18 protein-coding genes are annotated in these 22,018 nt (G+C 31.2%); 5 read left to right on the forward strand and 13 right to left on the reverse strand.

Translation table 11 applies throughout. From position 1 onward, the window contains the following. Positions 1–38: 38 nt before the first annotated feature. On the reverse strand, positions 39–746 hold the full coding sequence (gene pyrH / locus ACI5KZ_RS06205) for a UMP kinase (RefSeq protein WP_109310239.1): 708 nt from the start codon (positions 744–746) through the stop codon (positions 39–41). Between the two features lie 656 nt (positions 747–1,402). Between pyrH and ACI5KZ_RS06210 the strand changes: the two genes are divergently transcribed. The 3 genes from ACI5KZ_RS06210 to ACI5KZ_RS06220 all read left to right on the forward strand — a co-directional run bounded on the left by ACI5KZ_RS06210 (position 1,403) and on the right by ACI5KZ_RS06220 (position 5,114). Beyond that, complete coding sequence (locus ACI5KZ_RS06210; protein WP_406847218.1) at positions 1,403–1,609, forward strand: hypothetical protein; 207 nt, start codon at positions 1,403–1,405, stop codon at positions 1,607–1,609. 73 nt (positions 1,610–1,682) lie between these two features. Next, positions 1,683–2,426 (forward strand): GLPGLI family protein, encoded by a 744-nt coding sequence (locus ACI5KZ_RS06215; RefSeq protein ID WP_109310237.1) that lies wholly within the window; start codon positions 1,683–1,685, stop codon positions 2,424–2,426. 36 nt (positions 2,427–2,462) lie between these two features. After that, a complete protein-coding gene (locus tag ACI5KZ_RS06220; protein WP_406847219.1) occupies positions 2,463–5,114 on the forward strand; it encodes a carboxypeptidase-like regulatory domain-containing protein in 2,652 nt (883 codons plus the stop codon). A gap of 117 nt (positions 5,115–5,231) precedes the next feature. Here the strand turns inward: ACI5KZ_RS06220 and tsf are convergent, their stop codons facing one another. From tsf to rplM, 4 genes are all read right to left on the reverse strand, one after another. Beyond that, positions 5,232–6,197 carry a translation elongation factor Ts gene (gene tsf / locus ACI5KZ_RS06225; RefSeq protein ID WP_406847237.1) on the reverse strand — a complete coding sequence of 322 codons (966 nt, stop codon included), beginning with the start codon at positions 6,195–6,197 and terminating at the stop codon, positions 5,232–5,234. A 92-nt stretch (positions 6,198–6,289) separates the two neighbouring features. Then, complete coding sequence (rpsB, locus tag ACI5KZ_RS06230) at positions 6,290–7,069, reverse strand: 30S ribosomal protein S2 (RefSeq protein WP_109310235.1); 780 nt, start codon at positions 7,067–7,069, stop codon at positions 6,290–6,292. A 201-nt stretch (positions 7,070–7,270) separates the two neighbouring features. Next, complete coding sequence (gene rpsI / locus ACI5KZ_RS06235) at positions 7,271–7,657, reverse strand: 30S ribosomal protein S9 (RefSeq protein ID WP_109310234.1); 387 nt, start codon at positions 7,655–7,657, stop codon at positions 7,271–7,273. A 1-nt stretch (position 7,658) separates the two neighbouring features. Further along, positions 7,659–8,114, reverse strand: a complete 456-nt coding sequence (gene rplM / locus ACI5KZ_RS06240) for a 50S ribosomal protein L13 (protein WP_109310267.1) — start codon at positions 8,112–8,114, stop codon at positions 7,659–7,661. A gap of 378 nt (positions 8,115–8,492) precedes the next feature. Here rplM and ACI5KZ_RS06245 point away from each other — a divergent pair, with 378 nt between their 5' ends. Continuing rightward, positions 8,493–9,053, forward strand: coding sequence for a type 1 glutamine amidotransferase domain-containing protein (locus ACI5KZ_RS06245; RefSeq protein ID WP_109310233.1), 561 nt, complete (start codon positions 8,493–8,495; stop codon positions 9,051–9,053). A gap of 92 nt (positions 9,054–9,145) precedes the next feature. On the opposite strand, the gene ACI5KZ_RS06250 is transcribed toward ACI5KZ_RS06245, so the two are convergent. Then, positions 9,146–9,280, reverse strand: a complete 135-nt coding sequence (locus ACI5KZ_RS06250) for a hypothetical protein (protein ID WP_406847220.1) — start codon at positions 9,278–9,280, stop codon at positions 9,146–9,148. Positions 9,281–9,410: 130 nt separating this feature from the next. Between ACI5KZ_RS06250 and ACI5KZ_RS06255 the strand changes: the two genes are divergently transcribed. After that, entirely contained in the window at positions 9,411–9,650 is a 240-nt protein-coding gene (locus ACI5KZ_RS06255; protein WP_406847221.1) for a hypothetical protein, read from the forward strand. Between the two features lie 60 nt (positions 9,651–9,710). Here ACI5KZ_RS06255 and ACI5KZ_RS06260 read toward each other — a convergent pair whose 3' ends face one another. From ACI5KZ_RS06260 to polA, 7 genes are all read right to left on the reverse strand, one after another. Next, positions 9,711–12,098: an AIPR family protein gene (locus tag ACI5KZ_RS06260; RefSeq protein ID WP_406847222.1), complete on the reverse strand. Its 2,388-nt coding sequence runs from the start codon at positions 12,096–12,098 to the stop codon at positions 9,711–9,713. Next, entirely contained in the window at positions 12,091–13,071 is a 981-nt protein-coding gene (locus ACI5KZ_RS06265) for a PD-(D/E)XK motif protein (RefSeq protein WP_406847223.1), read from the reverse strand. Before ACI5KZ_RS06265 ends, ACI5KZ_RS06260 begins: the two co-directional genes overlap by 8 nt. Positions 13,072–13,073: 2 nt before the next feature. Continuing rightward, positions 13,074–15,902, reverse strand: coding sequence for a Z1 domain-containing protein (locus ACI5KZ_RS06270; RefSeq protein ID WP_406847224.1), 2,829 nt, complete (start codon positions 15,900–15,902; stop codon positions 13,074–13,076). Next, positions 15,899–17,368, reverse strand: a complete 1,470-nt coding sequence (locus tag ACI5KZ_RS06275) for an ATP-binding protein (protein WP_406847225.1) — start codon at positions 17,366–17,368, stop codon at positions 15,899–15,901. Before ACI5KZ_RS06275 ends, ACI5KZ_RS06270 begins: the two co-directional genes overlap by 4 nt. A 1-nt stretch (position 17,369) precedes the next feature. Further along, a complete protein-coding gene (locus ACI5KZ_RS06280) occupies positions 17,370–18,611 on the reverse strand; it encodes a DNA cytosine methyltransferase (protein WP_406847226.1) in 1,242 nt (413 codons plus the stop codon). 73 nt (positions 18,612–18,684) lie between these two features. After that, positions 18,685–18,993, reverse strand: coding sequence for a hypothetical protein (locus ACI5KZ_RS06285; RefSeq protein ID WP_406847227.1), 309 nt, complete (start codon positions 18,991–18,993; stop codon positions 18,685–18,687). Positions 18,994–19,086: 93 nt separating this feature from the next. Then, entirely contained in the window at positions 19,087–21,936 is a 2,850-nt protein-coding gene (gene polA / locus ACI5KZ_RS06290; protein WP_406847228.1) for a DNA polymerase I, read from the reverse strand. Between the last annotated feature and the right edge of the window lie 82 nt (positions 21,937–22,018).

A 22,018-nucleotide genomic window follows, 5' to 3' on the forward strand; every position in this document is an offset into this window, starting at 1 on the left:
AGGCTATTCAAAAAATAAGCCAAAAGTAAATGTAAGAATTATAAATTAACTTTAGTTCCTATATTTTCGCCAGAAACCACTTTTAAGAGGTTTCCTTTTTTATTCATATCAAACACAATTATAGGTAATTCGTTTTCTTGACTTAATGTAAAAGCTGTTGTATCCATAACTTTTAAGCCTTTTTTCAAGACATCGTCGAAAGAAATAAAATCGAATTTTATGGCTTTTGAATCTTTTTCAGGGTCTGTATTATAAATGCCATCCACACGAGTGCCTTTTAAAATAACATCGGCTTCAATTTCAATAGCTCTTAAAACGGCTGCAGAATCTGTTGTGAAATATGGATTTCCAGTGCCTCCTCCAAATATAACGACACGTCCTTTTTCTAAATGTCTCAAGGCTTTACGACGAATAAATGGTTCGGCAACTTCTTCAATATGAATAGCCGTTTGTAACCGTGTAGGAACTCCTGCATCTTCTAAAGCACTTTGTAATGCTAGACCATTAATAACGGTAGCAAGCATGCCCATATGGTCTCCTTGAACTCTGTCCATGCCATTACTAGCTCCAGCAACACCTCTAAATATATTTCCACCACCAATAACAATGGCTACTTCAATACCAAGGTCTTTAATTTCTTTGATGTCTTTAGCGTATTCTGCTAAACGATCTGGGTCAATACCATATTGTCTGTTACCCATTAAGGCTTCACCTGATAATTTTAAGAGAATTCTTTTGTATTTCATGTGTTTATTCTATTGCTTTTTTATCGTCACATGGAACAGCCTAATAATCATTTTCTTAGGTGTTCAACCTTTTAGCATGACTGTTTCATGTATTTTTGGAATGTATCTCATTCCTGCATTTGCTGGAATAAAGCGTTTCGCAAAGCTACATAAAATTTTTATTTTTTAAATTTTTTAAAATCGTGATTTTATAAATAAAATAAACCACTACATTTTTAAAATGATTTTATAAATCACTATTGTTTAAACTTACGTTTTATTCTAAAATGATTCAGAATTAAATTTCAATTACGGAAAAACCGTAATGGATTTTTAACTTTTCGATGAACTGCACAAATTTCTTTAAAATCCTTTTAGAAATAGTTTTTTTTTTTTTTTTAAGTTTGAAAAGCTAAAAGTAAAAGTTTGTTTTTATTCAGTCTAACAAATGGATACGATTAGCCTTGTTGCAACATAAATCAGCGCTGATTTTTAATTCTCTCCCTAACACAATTAACAGCGTAAGATATTAGGTTTTAGACTGACCTTATATTTTAAAAATAAGACTGAATAGACCAATAATTCAACAAAGACTGAAATTTTAATTTAGACTGAAAAGCATTTAGTTTAACTAACTAGTTAATAAAAATACATAACTAGTTTAAAATTTATCAATTATGAAAATTTTTAAAACAACAATTTTAGTAACAGTTTTCCTTTTTGGATTAACTGCAATGAGTAATCTAAAACCTTTAAATGACAACCAAAAGAGCAAAGTCTTTGAAGAAAAGGAGGATTGTCCTCAAGTATTTTTAGATTGTGACGCCCAATATCCGGATGATTATGCCGAGTTTTATCATTGTATGAGAAGCGGTGGTTGCTAATTAGTAGTAAATTACGTCTTTGTCAAGTGGTAATCTTGCTGCTTGATAAAGACTTTATTTAAAAAAAAATAGTATGATGTTATATTTAAAACAACTGACCATTTTAGTGTGTTCGCTGCTACTTGCTACAACCTATGCTCAAACCCCAAACGCAATAATTACCTATAAAGGGGAAATAAACCCAAAATATGTGGATAGTTTTGTAACGGCTTTAGAAAATAAAAAAAATGTAGCTATGGGTGTTAAACAGAGGGTTGCAAATCATTATTATAATGCCAGACCGGAGTATTTTGAACTGCACATTAAAGGGGACGAATCCTATTATTACACCTTACCAAGTTTAGATACAGAAGAGGGTTATATTATGGGAAGCAATTCAAGTATTTTTCCGTATTATACAGAAAAATCTTCAGGAAAAATTATCGAATATACTACACATTTTGGAAAAATAGCTATGACTCCTTTAAAATGGCATTTAACAGGGGAGGTAAAAAAAATAGGCAAGTACACTTGTTACCAGGCTAAATCTTCTGAACGCTTGTTTAGTCGTCGGGGCTTTTATTATAATCGACAAGTGATTGCTTGGTTCACGCCAGAAATCCCGTTAAATTTTGGGCCTAAAAATTATATAGGCTTACCAGGTTTAGTATTAGAAATTTATAGAGATAAGTTTAGCTTAAAAGCGATAGAAATTAATTTAAATCCTGAAGAAGAAGTAAAAATAATTAAACCAAAGAAAAACGAAAAGATTATTACCGAAGAAGAGTCTCACGCCATGATTTCCGAAATTGAAGCAGAAAGGAAAAAAGACAGGTAACTATTTTGTGCCAATTCAGGTTTTAGAGTTTAATTTATGATGCGAACCCAAATAGTCTTATTGCTTTTATTGATATGTCATTTTTCTGGTTTTTCACAAGTTACTTTTAGTGGTGTTGTAAAAGATAGTTTACAAAAACCTTTACCCTATGCCAATGTTATAGCCCAACCTCAAGACTCCCTTAAGAGGATGAAATTCTCTATAACAGATGAGCAAGGTCGTTATAGATTAGAGTTAGAAAACGTAGCTTATCAAGTTACGGTCAGTTATATGGGTTATGCGTCTTATCATTTTGAAATAGACACTAAAGAGAACACGATTAGAAATATAATATTAAAAGAACAAGATAACAGATTAGACGAGGTTGTTATAGAATTACCTATAACGGTTAAGCAAGACACCATTATTTATCACACAGATAAGTTTGTAACAAGGGACGAACGGAAATTAAAAAATGTCCTTAAAAAACTCCCTGGAGTCGAAGTTGAAAAAAACGGAACCGTTACTGTAAACGGAAAAAAAGTAACCACCATGCTTGTGGAAGGGAAGAAGTTTTTTGGTGGTGGTTCTAAATTGGCAGTAGATAATATCCCTGCAAATGCCATAGATAAAATAGAGGTTTTAGACAACTATAACGAAGTTGCTTTTCTTAAAAACTTGGTTGAAAATGAAGAAATGGCAATGAATGTGTTATTAAAGGAAGATAAAAAAGATTTTGCCTTTGGCGATATTGAAGCAGGAAAGGGAAATCAGGATTTTTATAGAGCACATAGCAATCTTTTTTATTATAGTCCGAAAACCAATATTAATTTTATAGGGAATCTCAATAATACAGCCGAAAAAGTATTAACCTATAAGGACTATTTTGAATTTCAAGGTGGTTTAAACGAAGCCTTTAAAAATGGAAGTACTGTTTTTAATACCATAAATAACGATTTTCTACAACTGTTAGAAAACAAAAACGTCATAAAAAGCCAGAATCAATTTGCAGCCATAAATATTAGCCAAGAAATTAATAACAAACTAAATGTTCAAGGCTATGGGATTTTTTCCAATACCAAAGATGAAACTTATAACCAATCTTTAAATCAATACAATACCTTTAATGAATTAAAAGATGAGTTAGGTCAAGCCCAAAGCACCTTTGCCATAGGAAATTTGAATTTTAAATATTTACCTAATTTAAGAGAACAATGGGATTTTAAAACCCAATTTAAAAAGTCGCATGCAGAGAATGAAAACATCATAAACTCCTTAGTAGATACAACCAATAGTAGATATCTAACACTTCAAAATATGGATGTTTCATTTTTTAGCCAGAATATAGAGTGGCATAAAAAAGCATCTAAAAACCACACGTTTTCTTTTGCAGCTGATTTTGTTTTCGATAAAAACAACCCAAACTCCTTTTGGGAAACTCCAGACCCTATTTTAGAAGGTTTAATTCCTGTTGTTGAAGAGCCTATTTATAGGTTAAATCAAATAATGGAAACAAAAAACACCAACTTTAATGTCTATTTTAAGCATTATTGGGTGCTTAATAGATTTAATCATATCTATTCTTCTATTGCGAATACCTATTTAAATCAAAAATTTTACACCAACGATAGTCAAGAACTTTTAGACGGAACAATTAATGATTTTAGTTCCTCAGGTTTTGGAAACGATTTAGTTTTTAATTTAAACGATTTCTTTTTTGGAATTCACTATAAATTCAGGGTAGGAATTTTCACCTTTAATCAAGGTGCTTTTTTACATATTTACCATTGGAAGTTAGATCAGCAAACAAATATTGTTAAGAACAAGGTCGTGCTTTTACCTAGTTTTTTGGCTAAAATTGATATAACTAACTCTAAGAGATTACAATTTAATTACAACTTGAAAACCTCTTTTTCAGATGCATCTACTTTTGCCAATCGGTTTAATCTGCAAAGCTATAACTCTGTTTTTAAAGGGAATGAAAATTTAGAAAACGAATTATACCATGTGTTTAGGTTAGGATATAGAAGGCTGGGCAATTTTAGAGGGATATCGGTATATGCAAATGCCAGTTACACAAAAAAATTACATGGTGCAGAAAATACTGTAAATTATCAAGACACTAATCAATATGTGAGTGTGATGATGTTGGATAACCCTACTGAAAGTTGGCAAGTTAGAGGGCATATTCAAAAGAAGATTAAAAAAATAAATTTTGGTTTAGGATTAAATTATAATGGTTCAAAGTACCTACAACAAATAGACAATACTTTCGAAACTAACGAAAATAATCAAGCATCGATAAACGTCTCGGCCAAAACACTTTATACTAATTTCCCAACCATAGAAGTGGGCTATAAAAGTAGTATTGGAAATTATACGTCAAGTAATATCAAATCGGAATTTGTTACAAACGAACCTTTTTTAAATATTGATTACGATTTTTTAAAAGGATTTATTTTCTCTTTCGATTACTCTATGTATAATTATAAAAACAAGTTCTTTAATCAAAATAACACTTACGATATAGTAAACACCTCTTTATATTACAAGCATGAGAATAGTGCATGGAGTTTTAAATTAGAAGCTAGGAATGTATTTGATGTAGCATTTAGAAGACAAAATAGTTTTTCTTCTTATATAATTTCAGATACTAAAACTTATATTTTACCAAGAATCATCATGTTCTCTGTTGGGTATAATTTGTAATAAAAATTTGTTTTTACAATTTAAAAAAACCACTACATCTTAAAAAGGAGTAGTGGTTTTATATTTATTTTTTGTCTGATACCTTTCAACTGTGCTCAAGGTGACAAAAGGAATTTGTTATCCTAAAGTTACACGTTTAAAACCTGTAATAGCAACATCTCCATAAGAGGCTACATATTTAGAAACGTTTATTTTATCATCTTTAATAAAGTTTTGATCTAATAAACATTTTTCTTGGTCTAAAGTGGTATTATCTGAAATAAAACGTTCCATTTTTCCAGGAAGGATTCTATCCCAAATTTGTTCAGGTTTCCCTTCAGCTTTAAGTTCAGCTTTAGCAGCTTCTTCAGCTTCAGCAATAACTTCAGGAGTTAATTGCGCCATAGAAATGTATTGAGGGACATTTTTTAAGGTCTTACCTAAACGTCCTAATTCGATATTGTCTTTTTCAATAACAGCAATTCTAGCTTCAGTTTCTGCTGCAATAAATGCTGGATCAAAATCTTTGTAAGAAAGTGTTGTTGCTCCCATTGATGCTACTTGCATAGCAACGTCTTTTACTAAAGTTTCAGCGTTATCTACTTTATTAGATAAACCTACTAAAGCAGCAATTTTATTAATGTGAACATATTGTCCAACATAAGGTGCTTCTAATTTCTCAAAAGCAGTGATATCTAATTTTTCACCAATAACGCCAGTTTGTTCTACTAATTTTTCAGCAACTGTCATGCCACCAAAATCAGAAGCTAAAAATTCGTCTTTAGAGTTAAAGTTGATTGCTTTTTCAGCAAGTTGGTTAGCAAGAGCTACAAAGTTTTCGTTTTTACCAACAAAATCAGTTTCGCATCCTAAAACAATAGCAACACCTACAGTATTGTCATCATTTATTTTAGCGATTGCAGCACCTTCAGAAGAATCTCTGTCGGCTCTTTTTTCTGCTACTTTTTGTCCTTTTTTACGTAAAACTTCAATGGCTTTGTCAAAATTTCCTTCAGCTTCCACTAAAGCTTTTTTGCAATCCATCATTCCTGCACCTGTTGCTTGTCTTAATTTATTTACTTCTGCTGCTGTTACTTTTACCATAGCTTCCATATTATTTTAAATTTAAAAAAGTCGTTTAATCTAGTTTCTAAAAGAAAAGAATAAACGACTTAATTAGGGTTGTTTTTAATAATTTATTCTTCCTCGTCTTTTGCTACTGCTTTCTTTTTCGGAGCAGCTTTCTTTTCAGCTTTAGGAGCCGCATCTTTAGAAGTTGCGTCTTTTTCAGCTTTACGTTCAGCTAATCCATTAGCGATAGCGTCGGTTACGTGGGTTAAAATTTTGCTAATTGATTTAGAAGCATCATCGTTTGCTGGTATAACATAATCAACTTGACGTGGGTCTGAGTTGGTATCTACCATAGCAAAAATTGGAATGTTTAATTTTTGAGCTTCTGCAATAGCAATATGTTCGCGTTTAATATCTACAACAAATAATGCTGCTGGTAAACGTGTCATGTCGCTAATAGAACCTAAGTTCTTTTCTAATTTAGCACGTTGACGGTCTACTTGTAAACGTTCTTTTTTAGATAAAGAATTGAAAGTGCCATCTTTCTTCATTCTATCGATAGTTGCCATTTTTTTAACGGCTTTTCTAATAGTTACGAAGTTAGTTAACATACCACCTGGCCATCTTTCTGTAATGTAAGGCATGTTGATGTTACCTGCTTTTTCAGCTACAATATCTTTAGCTTGTTTTTTGGTTGCAACAAATAAAATTTTACGTCCAGAAGCTGCAATTTTAGCAAGTGCTGCTCCAGCTTCGTCCATTTTAGCTGCTGTTTTGTATAGATTGATAATATGGATGCCATTACGCTCCATATATACGTAAGGAGCCATGTTTGGATCCCATTTACGTGTAAGGTGTCCAAAGTGTACACCTGCTTCAAGTAAGTCTTTTACTTCTACTGCCATTTTGTAATAGTTTACGTTCTGTTGTATTAGCAATGTTTAAGTGGTCATTTTTCAATTCGCCTTAATCATTTAGATGCTAAACTAAATCCTGACTTTTTATTTTTAAAAGTCATGGACAACAATAACTGAGTTATTTTTTTGTTTTGTTTCAACAAGATGGAAATACGTATTATAAAGCATTTCAATCTTGTTGAAGATAAATTAACGTTTAGAGAATTGAAATTTCTTACGAGCTTTCTTCTGACCGAATTTCTTACGTTCAACCATTCTTGGATCTCTTGTTAATAAACCTTCTGGTTTTAGAATTAATCTGTTTTCAGGATCTAACTCGCACATAACGCGAGATAAACCTAAACGGATTGCTTCTGCTTGTCCTGTGATACCTCCTCCAAATACATTTACTGTAATATCAAAGTTGCCATCATTGTTAGTCAAAACTAAAGGTTGATTTACTTTGTACTGCAATGTTGCAGTAGGAAAGTAATTAGTTAAGTCTTTTTTATTAATCGTGATGTTCCCTTTTCCTGGGGCAACATACACACGAGCAACAGCCGTCTTTCTACGACCAATTTTGTGAATTACTTCCATGTTATTTGAATTCTTCTAGGTTAATTGTTTTAGGTTTTTGAGCTTCATGTGTATGAGCTGCACCAACAACAACATTTAAATTACGGAATAATGTAGCACCTAATTTGTTCTTAGGTAACATTCCTTTTACTGATTTTTCTACCAATCTTGCTGGATCTTTTCCAAACAATTCTGTAGCTGTTAAACTTCTTTGACCACCTGGGTAACCTGTGTGACGGATATAAGATTTATCTGTCCATTTGTTTCCAGTTAAGTTGATTTTTTCTGCATTGATAACAATGACGTTATCTCCACAATCAACGTGAGGCGTGAAGTTAGGCTTGTGTTTTCCTCTTAATAGTTTAGCAACTTTAGATGCTAAACGTCCTAGAGTTTGACCATCAGCATCTACCAAAACCCACTGCTTATTTACAGTCGCTTTGTTTGCTGATATCGTTTTGTAGCTTAATGTGTCCACGTTATTAATTAATTTTTTTATTACGCTTAGGCGCAATAGATTAAACATTCCTCTCTTAAAAAGAGTTTGCAAATTTACGATTATATATTTGATTACCAAATAGTGAAGTGAGATATTTTTGATAACTTTGTTTATATCTTTTTTACTCCTCATTTTATATTTAAAATTCGTGATTCTTTATTCAAGAATTCTATCAGTTATTTATACCTCTCATTTGTTTAAGTTAAATTAAAGTGAATAAAATAACGCCGTGCATCTTATTTTAAGATTCATTAACACAAGGCGTTAATCTTGGGTTAAACCACCCAAAATACTTGTGTTCACACGATATTAATGCTAATTTAGAATAAAATAAAAATTAATTAAAAACATATAAAAATGAAAAATTTGAATAAAAAAACTGTTGCTATATTAGCAACTAATGGATTTGAAGAAAGTGAATTAAGAGAACCAAAAAAAGCCTTAGAAGATGCTGGAGCTAATGTTCACATTGTGTCTTTAGAACGTGGAGACATTAAAGGATGGCAAGATGGAAATTGGAGTAACACCTATAAAGTAGATAAAACTTTAGACGAAGTGTCGCAAAAAGATTATCATGCCTTAATGCTTCCAGGAGGTGTTATCAATCCAGATGTATTAAGAAGAAACGAAAACGCAGTTTCTTTTGTGAAATCGTTTTTTGAAAATAAAAAACCCGTTGGAGCTATTTGTCATGGACCATGGTTATTGGCAGAAGCCGATGTTTTAAAAGGACGAAAAGTAACTTCTTATGGTTCTATTAAAACAGACATTAAAAATGCAGGAGCCCATTGGGTAGATGAAGAAGTCGTGGTTGATGAAGGATTAGTAACAAGTCGTTCTCCTAAAGATTTACCAGCATTTAATTCAAAATTCGTTGAAGAAGTTTACGAAGGCAAGCATGACATGCAAACAGCCTAAGTTTTTGAATTAAATTTGAAAAAGCAGGATTTTTATAGAAAATCCTGCTTTTTTGTGTTTTAGAATTTTTTTTAAAATTTAAAGTTAATAGGTTATCCTTTAGAAAGTTTAGCTGCATCTTTCCATAAATAATGTGGCATTGGTTCACTCAGTTCCCAATTTATGCTGATTGGTTTAGAGCCATTATAATCCTTTAATTCACCCTCGCCAATAAATACGTATCCCATACTATTTCCAAACTCATTCTTTGCTTTTTCTCGAAAAAGAGAATTGTTTGTTAATTTCAACTAACTGTTTAATAGGTTTTTAGTGTGATTTTAATTATATTTATAAGTCGAATTTATATATAATAAAGTCATGTATACTTATGTAAGTGAAGAAGAAAAATTAAGACATCCATATTATAAAATAATGGAATTGAGTGATGATAAGCTTCAGTTTGAATTGAAATCTTGGACTCGTGAAGATTTAATTGATTGGTTAGTATGGAATGATAGAAATGGTGTTTACAGAGATGAAGATTCAATAAGTGAGTTTAATAACATTTTAGGTAAAGATGAAGCTATTTCAATAATAACTAGGCATATACAAGAATAGAAAAGTAATATTTCTTTCCATTTTTAACTTAAACAGGATTTAAAATAGTATCTATTTTAATTAAATTTTTATTCCAAATTTTTTCACCTTTTTCAGTGACTCAAAACATTTTAATAGTGCTTTTTCTTTTACAGATTCTCTTTTTAATAGTTTTGAACTAGTGTATTTTATGTTAGACAGTTCTTTGTACTCAAAGATTTTGGTTTGTTCACCTAAAGCAATAACTTTTTTCCATTCTTCAGATGAAACTAGTTTTAGCCTGTCATAAATAGGTTTAATCTCTACAATTTCAATTTCCTTTAGTTCTGATAAGTTTTTAATTTCATTAAGCTTTTCAGGGTTTTTAGCTAAGAAATTTAATCCTTTTTTTCCAATATGATAATCTTTAGAATTTAAGTTTCTATTTTCTTTTATTTTTTTTACTAAATTAAATAGCTCATAAAAATCTAGTCCATCAATAGGGTTTTTGTCAACATACTTTTTAAGACCATCCCAGAATTGTATTCCGTTTTTCTTAATTTCACTTATTATAAATATGTTACTTTCTGTATCATTTTCTTCTACTTCTTTTTCTTTAGCTCTTAAAATTGCTTCTTCTTCAGAAACTAGATATTCATCTAATACAGCCTTGTCTAAACTATAATTTTCTTCTTGTAATCTTTTCCAAGATGTTTCTTTTTTAGCGTACTCAGATATAAGAGTATTTACTGCGTTTTTAGTTAAATGATTATATACAAAAACAAGTAACTCTTGAAACATGTCTATAAATGAATCATTTAGCTTTTGATCTGTATATATTTTCCATAAGTCAGTTCTATTATTAGTTAAGAAATGATAATATGAAATAGTATAAGACACAGAGAAAGATTTAAGGTTTGTATCTCCTATCGCATTAACATTTTTTCTTCCGAAGAGCTTGTCTACTGTTCTAAAAATTATTGCATTGGCAATGAATTTTTTATAAAAGTTATCTCCAGGTATTTTGTTTTTCTCAACTAGCTCATTTATACTTTTAGTAAAATCAATAAAATTTTTCTGAGAACCTCTTGACACCATGTAAGGCTTCAATTCCCATAAATTCATATATTTAGCAATATCAGATTTTACAAATCTAAGTTTTGTTGGGTTTTGCTCTTTAAATTTCCTTTGCATACTTGGAGTAAGCTTGTTAATAGCTTCCCTATATTGTCCTTTGACCCTTTCAAAATACCATAGAAGTGATTGATTTTTATTCTCGGGATTAACAACATATTTCTTTCTAGATAGACTCTCTATCTTTACAAAATATGGGTTGTTAGATGACAAGTCTAACTCCGTTACCTTGTTCTGACTATTAGCATATCTAGCAATATTAGGGACTTCAACATTCTTCTTTTCAATGTCTTTAATAACGGTTAATTTCATTTGAACCGAAATACTACTCAAATCTGCATCCTTATATTTTTTTTGAGTATGGTATAAGGAAGCTGTAGTTTGACCTCCATTTACAATTTGAAAATCGTTTAATTTCGTCACACAAAGCTGGTTGTCGATTATTTTTGTCTCTACTTCATTAGCTGTTGCAGTTATACCATTATTGTATGGCAAAAACATATGTGGCTTTTCTCTAATAGTATCTCTGATGCCTTTATTGAACTTACCAGCTTGCCCAAGAAAAGCTCTCACATTACTTTCTAATAATTCATTAGAAAACTCTTTATATAAATTGGCTAAAACATAACCTGGTATGATGGCTAAGTAGCAATCATATAACTCATCTATAGTAGGAACTTTAAGGCATTGTATTCCTTGTTGATTATCACCTAAGAAATCGGAAAAATTGATTTCAATAGGTTCTCTATTGCTGTTGGTTTCATTAATTCTGAAGAATCTATTTATATCCCAAACATGAAGATTTATGCTTATATTTTCATCTATACCTTTTAGTTTTATTTTGTCAACCTTTTGGTTTGAGTTACCATTCATTAATAAATAAATATTAACCCTATCAAAAAGATGGTTTTGTTTTCCTATAATTTTCAAAAGTTCAACTAATTCATCGTTAGAAGCATCTATGTAATCTATATGTCTTTTAATAGCTCCATTTAAGAACTTCTTGATTTGATTCAAGGTTTTAGTGAATTCTGTTGACAGAATGTTATAATCATAATCATCAGTATTATAATAAGTAATAAACAGTTCTAAAGTTTCAAAATAACTTTTATTACTATCATCTTTGTAAGCATCTTTCAAGCAATAACCGTTAATTTTCCAATCAATTCCGCCTTTAGAGTTGGGATGAATAAAAGACAAGACTCTTGCTCCATCAGTCTTACCTATTGAATCAAGGACTTCAATACAGTATTCAGTGAATTTATCTTCAAAACTAGAACCTTCACCATCAGAATACACCAGAGCAGCAACTTCAGACTTCACTTCATCTATATAATTTCTTAATGCTCTATTCATTTTTTAATTCATTAATTATTGATTCATAATCAACCTTGTAATCTTCTACAGCAGAATTTTCGATATAATAAGAAGTGTTATAAATTCCTTGAGGTAAATTGTCAATAGTTAGTTTAGGAAATAAGTCATTAACTTCATATAATGACCTAGATTTCACTCCATATTGAGAATTATAATTATCTCTATCTTCATCAAAATATTCTGCTGATTCTAGTTTTTCATTAAAGTACTTTAAGGCAGCTGTGTTATTAGATAATTTGACACGAATATTATCTATAATTAGATTGAGTGAAATACCGTTTTCTTTTAAGTTTTCAGAAGTATAGGTGTTTAAAAAAAGGTTTTCAATATTTGAAATGTCTAATTGTCGTTCACTAGTTATTTTTATTCTAGGTAGTTTGGATGTAGTGAATTTAATTTCAAAACAAGTTGCTCCAAGTGTAAAGTCTTTATCTTCATAATTAGGACCTGTCCAGCAATTTAAAAGATAGTCAGGATTAAATCCACTTTCAATCAACTCATTCAAAAACAAAAGCTCTCCTAGAAGACCTTTTTGTTGTTCAATTGTTAATCCTTGGGTGTTTAATTTATCGAATAGTTTTCTCCACTTTTGAATAACATTTGAAGTTATTGTAACAGCTTCATTTTCTGTTGGAACATTAGTTATTTCTTCAATAATATTCTCAATGAATAGGCTAAATATATCTTTAAGTTCATTGTCAATTAAATATACATTTAACTCTTTACTCTCATTTAGGTCAAAAACATCAATTCTAACTCCTTTAAAATTTGAATTCTTAAATTCAGGAATTATTGTATGATTTGATAACTCCATAATGTAAAGGTGATTACCTGTTAAATGGTTTGTAGCTGCAAAACAATTGAATTGAGGAAGTGTATCAATTCTTGTTTTTATAATTAACTCTTCTTTAGATGGTTTTTGGAGAGCCCATATTGACTTTAAATCTAACATAGCTATTCGTTTTCTGGGTTTTCATCATCTGGCATAACCTCTTCATCAAAATCATCAAATATTGTAGCCGTATACGAAGTTTTAGTTTCATTTTCAATTTCTGGAAAATGGATACTATAGCCAATTATAGGTGTGTTATTATCCAAATTATTAGTACCTCTTTCATCAAGAGAATAAATCAACAACAATCCTTTTCCTTCTTTTTTTCTTTCACTTTTAATTAATTTATTTGATTCTAAATCTTGGTTTTTTAAATCGATTTTTCTATCAACTAAGTCATCAATTTGGTTTTTCGTTATTTTATATTGCTCTGAAGGTTCAGTTTGATTTCTTATACTACATGTAATATTAAAATCTTTTCCATCAGAAATTAAACTATATTGACGAGGAGTTCCTTTTGTTTTAATTTTGTTTTTCATGTCTTCCTTGTTTGCATAAAAACCAACTTCTTTATCAGTATTTGAAACTATACAAATTGTCCACTCTTTAATATTGTTATTAACCTTCTGTAATTCAATGTAATCTGTTATTACTTGTTTGTTAATATGAGGGGAATTAATACTGATTCCATTTATAAATTCTGTTATAGGTCCTATATCTACATTTTTAAAAAGCAAATATCTCAATTTACCCCTTTTGTTAATTTTTTGAGGGTTTCGGAGTCTTTTACTAAGATATTGTAATTGCTTAAAATTATTATTTATTGAATCAAAGTCTTTGTTAATAAGATAAGTTTGAAGATTAGTTCCAGAGAATGATATTTTAATATTCGTAGACCAATGTAATTTAGAGACACTAGTTACAGCTAATAAACCATGATGGTTTCTAACTTTTAATTTGAAATCTTTGGGCTTTAAATTTTGAGAACACATGATGTCAAAATCATTTCTCATTTCTTCAGTAGCCATTGTAATATGGTTGAACCAATCAAAAATTCGATTATTAGTAAAAAGTCTACATAAATCAACATAGCCTGGTCTGTAACCAAACCATCTTCCCATTTGCATAAGTGAGTCATACATTTTAGTAGTTCTCAAGTAATAACTTACAGAGAGACCTTCAAGAGTAATTCCTCTTGATAGTTTGCCACCTCCAATTGCAATTACAGATAAGCCATTTTCATGTCTTTCATAATCTATATTAGATATATTATGATAATCTATTTTTGATAAAGAAGTTGTACCATGAACAGCTCTAACATCAAACTTTTTAATAGCTGTTCTGATTTCTCGTTTTACATCTTGCCAATCATGAGTTTTAATTCTATTGTCTTTATAACTAAGATTTTCAAGAACATTTTTAGTAGTTGGCTTGAAATCAGATTCAAAAATTTCTCTCATTTCTTCAATAAACTCAGCATCATTTGCTTCAATACTGTTAGTGAATTCTTTAATTAGCTCATTGACAAGTAAAGCAACCCTATCAATCCACTTGACATATAAAGCTACATGTATTAGCATTGAGTTATGCTTCTTTTCATGCCCTCTCAATCTTCTTATAGTACATGTAAGAATATAAGATTTGATTGCAAACTTTAGACTATCTGGAAGATATTCAGGTAAGTCATCTTTATTGTGTTTATTGATTTTTTCAAAAAGAGGAGGGTTATACTCATCACTATAAATTGGTCTAAAAATATCAAGAGGTTCCTTGTTTTCTTCTAAAGTAGGGTCTTCTAACCCAAACAAAGTTGAGGCTCCTATGTAATTTTTAGCAGCTTTAATGTTTACAATGAAATGCTGAGGAAATAAATCATCTCCAATATAGTATTCTTTACCTTTAATATAGGTTGTAAGGTCATCATTGTATTCTTGAGAAATAAATAAGTTCGCATAAGGAGTTGCCGTATATCCTATAAAAGTATTCTGGTCAAATAAATTAAGTAGGATTCTAATTAGTTTATTTATTGTTTTTACTTCATTTATATCTTTAGTTGTATTTACAGAGGCATAATCTGATTCATCATCAATAATTAATGCAGGAATGTTCATTAATTTTTTTCGACCTTCAATTGTTTTAATATTCTCATTAAGAGATAACCAATCAATTAAGTTTTCAAGGATAGTCTTATTCTTTTTAATTACAAATATCACAGGGTTCTTACCAATTGGAATATTAGAATTATGTAATTGTTTTGTGCTAAAATCACCTTCGTCTCCCTTAAGATAATAAGATGATGTTAAAGGATATATATCAGTTTTAACTTTATATTTTCCAACACCTTTAATTCTATTTTCTCCTTTATTTCTTAAATACAGAGAACTATTTCTACCAATATATCCAGAATCAATTCTTTCCTGAGTTTGTCTTCTAAGAGAGCTTATTGTTCCAGCAATAACTATTATTAATTTATAACCTGCATCAGTAGCTTTATTAATTAATCCTACATAGTTTGATGTTTTTCCAGATTGTACATGCCCTACTACCATACCTCTTCTATCCCAAGACCCTTTTTGTTTAGGGTTAACACATTTATCTAAAATTTTATCAGTAAAATCATCTAGTGATGGTATTGGGAAAGATTTGTCTTTTTCTTTTAGATATAGTTTATATCTATTCCAAAGTTCAAAATCAATATTTACCTTTTCTTCATTTAGCCACGGTTCAATATCATTTGTCATAGATGTAATTGAGCCTTGTCCAATACTTAAATCAGACATTAAAACTTCAAATAAATCTTCTTTGTTTATTTGTTGATTTGGTATGATGTCTATTGCAGATACTTTTTCAATGATTGAAAGAATTACTTCTTCTGTTATTTCGCCATTTTTTTTCTCATGGTCTAATAAAGAATGAGCTATCATTCTGGCAGTTTCGTTTATATTATTCATTTTAGATAGTCATTTATTAGTGGGAAAAGGTTAAATGGAACAGAGTTCATTATCTGTTGTCTTGCTAATGATTCAGGTATGCCATTTTCTATATTTATTTTAAATAAGTCAATAGCTAATTGGATTAATGCATCATCTGGTGTCTCAGATATTTTCTCTAATTCGTGATGAGAAGGGTCTTCATTTTGATTGTAAAGAATAAGCTCAATTGGTATATTACTTTCAATTAGTTTAAGTGTTTTTGAAAATATTTTTTTTGAGCTCTCAATCTTTAGAGCTTGAGCAATTATTGGGTGTTTTCTATTAATTTGATACTTTTTTATTCCTTCCCTATTTGTTGAATCTATCCAGAGTTTTTCAAAGTTATTCCCATTACTAATTTGGGATATAGATTTTTGACCTCTCCAATTATAAATCTTTGCAGATTTTTTAATTGTAATTTTAGCTATTCGAGATAATTCTCTACGAATCTCAATTGGTGGGGTTGCTGTAGATTTTTTAATATCTAAATTCCAATCAAAATCCCCTGTATTTGGAAAGTTAACAGCAATTCTGGCTAGCTTGGAATAGTCTCTTTTCTTTTCAAGACCTAACCAATCTCCAGAAACTAAAAGTCTATCTCCTCTATAGATATAAAATCCCTGTTGATTAAACCAGCCTAAAGGTCCTCCAGATTTTTCGTATTCATTTTGTGAAATCCGTGACATATGAGGAAGTATATAATAAGTTACTTCAACATTATTATTTAATTTTTCAGGCTGACCCATTTCTGGTTTGGTAGTGAGATTATATAGGAATGGATTCCAAGGCTCAATAGTATATGAATTTGAGTTTATTGTGACTCTAGAGTTTTCAATGAACCTATGAAATACATGTCCAAGGTGTTCTTTAACAATAGACATCTCATTGTAAAAAGCATTTTTTACACTCTCATTGTTTTTTTGAGCATTTCCAACAATTCTATCTAGATTTTGCCATAATACTATAGTGCCTGAATCAAACTTATCTAAGAGTTCTATAAAACTTGAATCTGAAATATAGTCTAATAAAACCCATTCTTCAATTTGATTGATGTAATCAATATCCCAGCATCGTTTTATTGTTTTGTAACCTTTCTTTTTAGTTATAACAGTAAGTCTTTTGCATTGAGAGAATGAAGCAGTTTTTAGCCCCATACCAAATCTACCTAAATCATTTTTATTTCTAATTTCTTCTGGGTCTTTACTGCCCGGAGTCATAGCTTCAATAAGCTCTTCTAAGTTCATTCCATTTCCATTGTCAACAATTGATATGAATGATTTTTCTCCATCCCATTTATAGTCAACTTCTATTATAGAAGCATTAGCTGAAATACTGTTGTCAACAATATCTGCTATAGCTGTAGATAAATTATAGCCAAAACTTCTATAAGAATTTATAGTTGATTTTGGGTTAGGTCTTGCATTTTCAGCTCTATATTCATCCATATTAGAACATTTCTTTGATTTTGTGAGCTATGCCTTCTGCCATTAAAGGAGGAACTGCATTTCCAATTTGTTTGAAAGCTGCTGTCCTACTGCCTTCAAAAAAGAAATCATCTGGAAATGATTGAAGTCTGGCAGCTTCTCTTAGTGATATAGATCTATTCTGTTTAACGTCAGGGTGAATATAATAGTGACCATCCATAGCAATATGAGCAACTACAGTATTTGAAATGCCATTAGGGTTTACTACTTGGAATCTGTTTGTAAAGGACGTTGTGTTTTTATGCTTAATTAATCTTTTAGGTAAGTCAGCATAATTTAATCTCTTGCCTTTTTTGAGAAGCAAATTGACTGCTATTCTATAAATTTCTAAATCTGTTTCATTATGTGGTCTAGCAATATGCTGAGTGGTAAAATCAATTCCATTCCTAATACCTGTTTCTTGTAAGTAATCAGTTATTGGTTTAGCATATTTGACAATACCCAATGAACCTTCTCCATGTTTTAATTTTGGTAAATCAGAAAACAAACTTTTTCCTAAGTTATATTGGACTGGCCTTTCTTCAAAATCTGGATATTTGTATTTAGAGCCCTTTTTCCAGCCTATCATTATAACTCTTTTTCTGTCTTGTAGAACATTGAAGTTTTTCGAGTTAAGATGTTTGGTTGAGGGGATTTCTATATTATAACCTGCTCTATCAATTGCATTGAATATTTTTTTTAAAAAAGAGCCATTACTGGCAGATAGAATTCCAGGAACATTTTCAAACACAAACATTTTCGGGTTATATTTTTTTAAAAACCCTACATAATGTTTGTAAAGATGGTTTCTTGGGTCATCCACCATTCCTTTTGGGTCTCTAGCTCTTCCTACTATTGAATAAGCCTGACAAGGAGGACCACCAATAATTAAATCTACTTTTTCACCTTCTAGTGAAGAGTCTATTTGTGCAAATAAAGGGTTAAGGGTTTTCTTTGAAATTTCAGTATTGATTACTGAATCAATTAGATTGATAGGTACTGAATTCCAAAACTCTTCTCTGGATATTTCTTTTTTTAGGTATTGGTGATATATATTTATGCAGTTATTATCTTTAAGATGATGGTAAGCGGTTCTTGTTTTTAAAGTGTCACAAGCATCTTTATTCATTTCAACATGGGCAATTGGGCTGAAACCAGCTCTCATAAATCCCTCTGATAAGCCTCCTGCACCAGAAAACAAATCTATAAATTTTAATTTTGACATATTTGATATTAAATGTTTCCAAACTTAGCAAAAGTCTAAGTTCGATGCAATAAGTAGTTCTACTAATTTTTTACTAAATAATCTTGGAACATAAATTAAATAAATCAATTTTATTAGTTGCTGCTAGAGCTTCAACAATATCCCAATTTGTCCGTCTTCCTTTTTTGCCATGTGGTTTTCCAGTTAGTATTGATACTTCTGAATCAATTTCAAAACCATTTTCGACTAACATAGACGCAATGTTTTGAACTTTCATTTTAATTGACGATATAGACCTTTCTTTCAATTTGTGTATATCACTTTCATCAAATTTAGATCGTCCAAATCTAGCGATATAAGTACAAAGAATAATTTCTTCTTTAGTATATAAATTTCTTTTCATAGTTATACTATTAATAAATTTATTTGTTCATCTTTAAAATTAAACGAATTGATTAATATTGGTTTACGGTTTCCCACATCAATAATATTTTCCCTAATGCGCCTCCAACCAATTATCACCAATATCCAATTCCACATCTAAAGGCACTTTTAATGTAAAAGCATTTTCCATTTCGGTTTTAATAAGCGTTTTCATGGCTTCCAATTCTGGTTTGTAAACATCAAAAACCAATTCATCATGCACTTGTAAGAGCATTTTGGTTTTATAATTGCCCTCCTGGAGTTTCTTATAAATGTTAATCATGGCAATCTTAATAATGTCGGCAGCAGATCCTTGAATAGGCGCGTTTACAGCATTTCGTTCGGCAGCACCACGAACAACTGCGTTTCTGGAATTGATGTCTTTTAAATAACGGCGTCTGCCTAAAACGGTTTGCACATAGCCATGGTCGCGAGCAAAATCTACCAACTCACTCATATAATTACGCAACTTAGGATAGTTTTTATAATAGGTATCAATAAGCTCTTTAGATTCATTACGAGATAAATCGGTTTGGTTGCTCAAACCAAAAGCAGACACGCCATAGATAATTCCAAAATTCACGGTTTTCGCATTGCTACGTTGTTCTCTGGTGACTTTAGCCAATGGCACATTAAAGACTTTAGAAGCCGTGGATGCATGAATGTCTTCGCCATTTTTAAAGGCTTCAATCATGGTTTCTTCTTCACTTAAAGCAGCAATAATACGTAATTCAATTTGAGAATAATCGGCAGCTAATAAGGTGTAATCTTCGTTTCTTGGTACAAAGGCTTTTCTAACCTGTCTGCCACGTTCGGTACGAATGGGAATGTTTTGTAAATTTGGATTATTACTACTTAAACGTCCTGTGGCAGCAACGGTTTGCATGTAATCTGTATGAACGCGTCCTGTGCTTGCTTCAACCTGAAGAGGTAAAGCATCCACATAAGTGCTTTTTAGTTTGGCAAGTCCACGATAATCCAAAATATTCTGAATAATCTCATGGTCTTTTGCTAAATAAGATAAAATATCTTCAGAGGTTGCATACTGTCCGGTTTTGGTTTTTTTAGGCTTATCAACCAACTTTAATTTTTCAAAAAGAATGATCCCCAATTGCTTTGGTGAGGCAATGTTGAATGCTTCGCCTGCTGCTTCGTAAATACGCTTTTCAAGATTAGCGATGTCATTATTTAAATCTTCCGAAAGGGAATTTAAAAACGCTGTATCCAAATTAATGCCTTCTAATTCCATATCTGCCAGCACACGAAGTAGTGGGATTTCAATCTCATCGAATAATTTTTGTGTGTTGGCTTCGCCTAATTCTTTTTCAAAATGTTCTTTTAGCTGTAATGTTATGTCAGCATCTTCAACAGCATATTCTGTTTGTTTTTCTAACGGAACGTCTCGCATCGATAACTGATTCTTCCCTTTTTTACCAAGAAGTTCTGTTATGGAAATAGGAGTGTAATTCAAATAGGTTTCTGCTAACACATCCATATTATGTCGCATATCTGGATTAATTAAATAATGCGATAACATGGTGTCGAACAACTTGCCTTTTACTTTGATGTTATATTTTCTAAGGACTTTAATATCGTATTTTAAATTCTGACCAATTTTTTGAATGGTTTCACTTTCGAAAAACGGTCTTAAGATTTCAATGAGTTCTTGAGCTTCGGCTTTATCTTCAGGAAAAGGCACATAAAAGCCTTTGCCAGCTTCCCAAGAAAAAGCAATACCAACCAATTCTGCTGTTAATGGATTTAAGCCTGTTGTTTCAGTATCAAAACAAACAGATGTTTGATTCATGAGGTTTTTTACGAATAATTTGGTTGCCATTCCAGAAGCCACACTTTGGTAAAAATGTGAGGTGTTTTCAGCAGTTTTACGTGCATGCTCAGAAATGGATTCAGGCTCTGTTGAAGGGTTACCTCCAAACAACGAAAACTGTCCAGCGCCTGCTGAAGCTTGTTCTTTAGGTGTTGCTTTTACTGCTGCTTTTTCAGGAGTAGCAGGTGTGTTGTTTGTTGCTGGTTGGGCTTCTGAAGCAAATGTTTTTAAGAAATTATCTATGAGTCTTCTAAACTCTAATTCTTGAAAAATTTCTGTGACTTTAGGAATGTCTGGCTCAGACATTTCAAAATCTTTGGCATCAAATTCCACAGGAACATCTAGCATAATGGTGGCTAGTTGTTTTGAGAGTAAGCCTAATTCGCCATTGGCTTCCACTTTTTCTTTCATCTTGCCTTTAAGCTGATCGGTATTGGCCAATAAGCCTTCCATACTACCAAACTGAGCTATAAATTTTTTCGCTGTTTTTTCGCCAACACCTGGAAGACCTGGAATATTATCACTTGCATCTCCCATCATACCCAAAAAGTCAATGACTTGCAAAGGATCTGTCACTTCAAATTTCTTTTGTACTTCTGGAATGCCCCAAGTTTCATAACCACCTCCAAAGACAGGTCTGTACATGAAAATATTTTCTGAAACCAGTTGTGCAAAATCTTTATCTGGCGTGACCATAAAGGTTTTATAGCCTTGTTTTTCGGCTTTTTTAGCCAAGGTGCCAATCACATCGTCTGCTTCGTATCCATCTTTTACCATAATAGGAATGTGCATGGCTTTTAAAATCTCACAGATATACGGCACAGCCGTTTTAATGCCTTCGGGAGTTTCATCTCTATTAGCTTTATAAGCTTCAAACATTTCTACGCGATCGACACTACCACCTTTATCAAAACAAACAGCCAGATGATCTGGTCGTTCGCGTTTAATGACATCCAAAAGGGAGTTCATAAATCCCATGATTGCTGACGTGTCTTCGCCTTTAGAGTTGATTCTTGGGTTTTTTATAAAAGCGTAATAGCCACGAAAAATAAGGGCGTAAGCATCGACTAGAAAAAGGCGTTTTTGATCTGACATTGGATTGTTTTTGTAAGAATCTCAAAGCTACAAAAACTTATGCTTTTATGAATGACATTTGATTTGCAATTTGTATTTTTCG

This window comes from Xanthomarina sp. GH4-25 (assembly GCF_045363175.1).
Lineage (GTDB): Bacteria > Bacteroidota > Bacteroidia > Flavobacteriales > Flavobacteriaceae > Xanthomarina.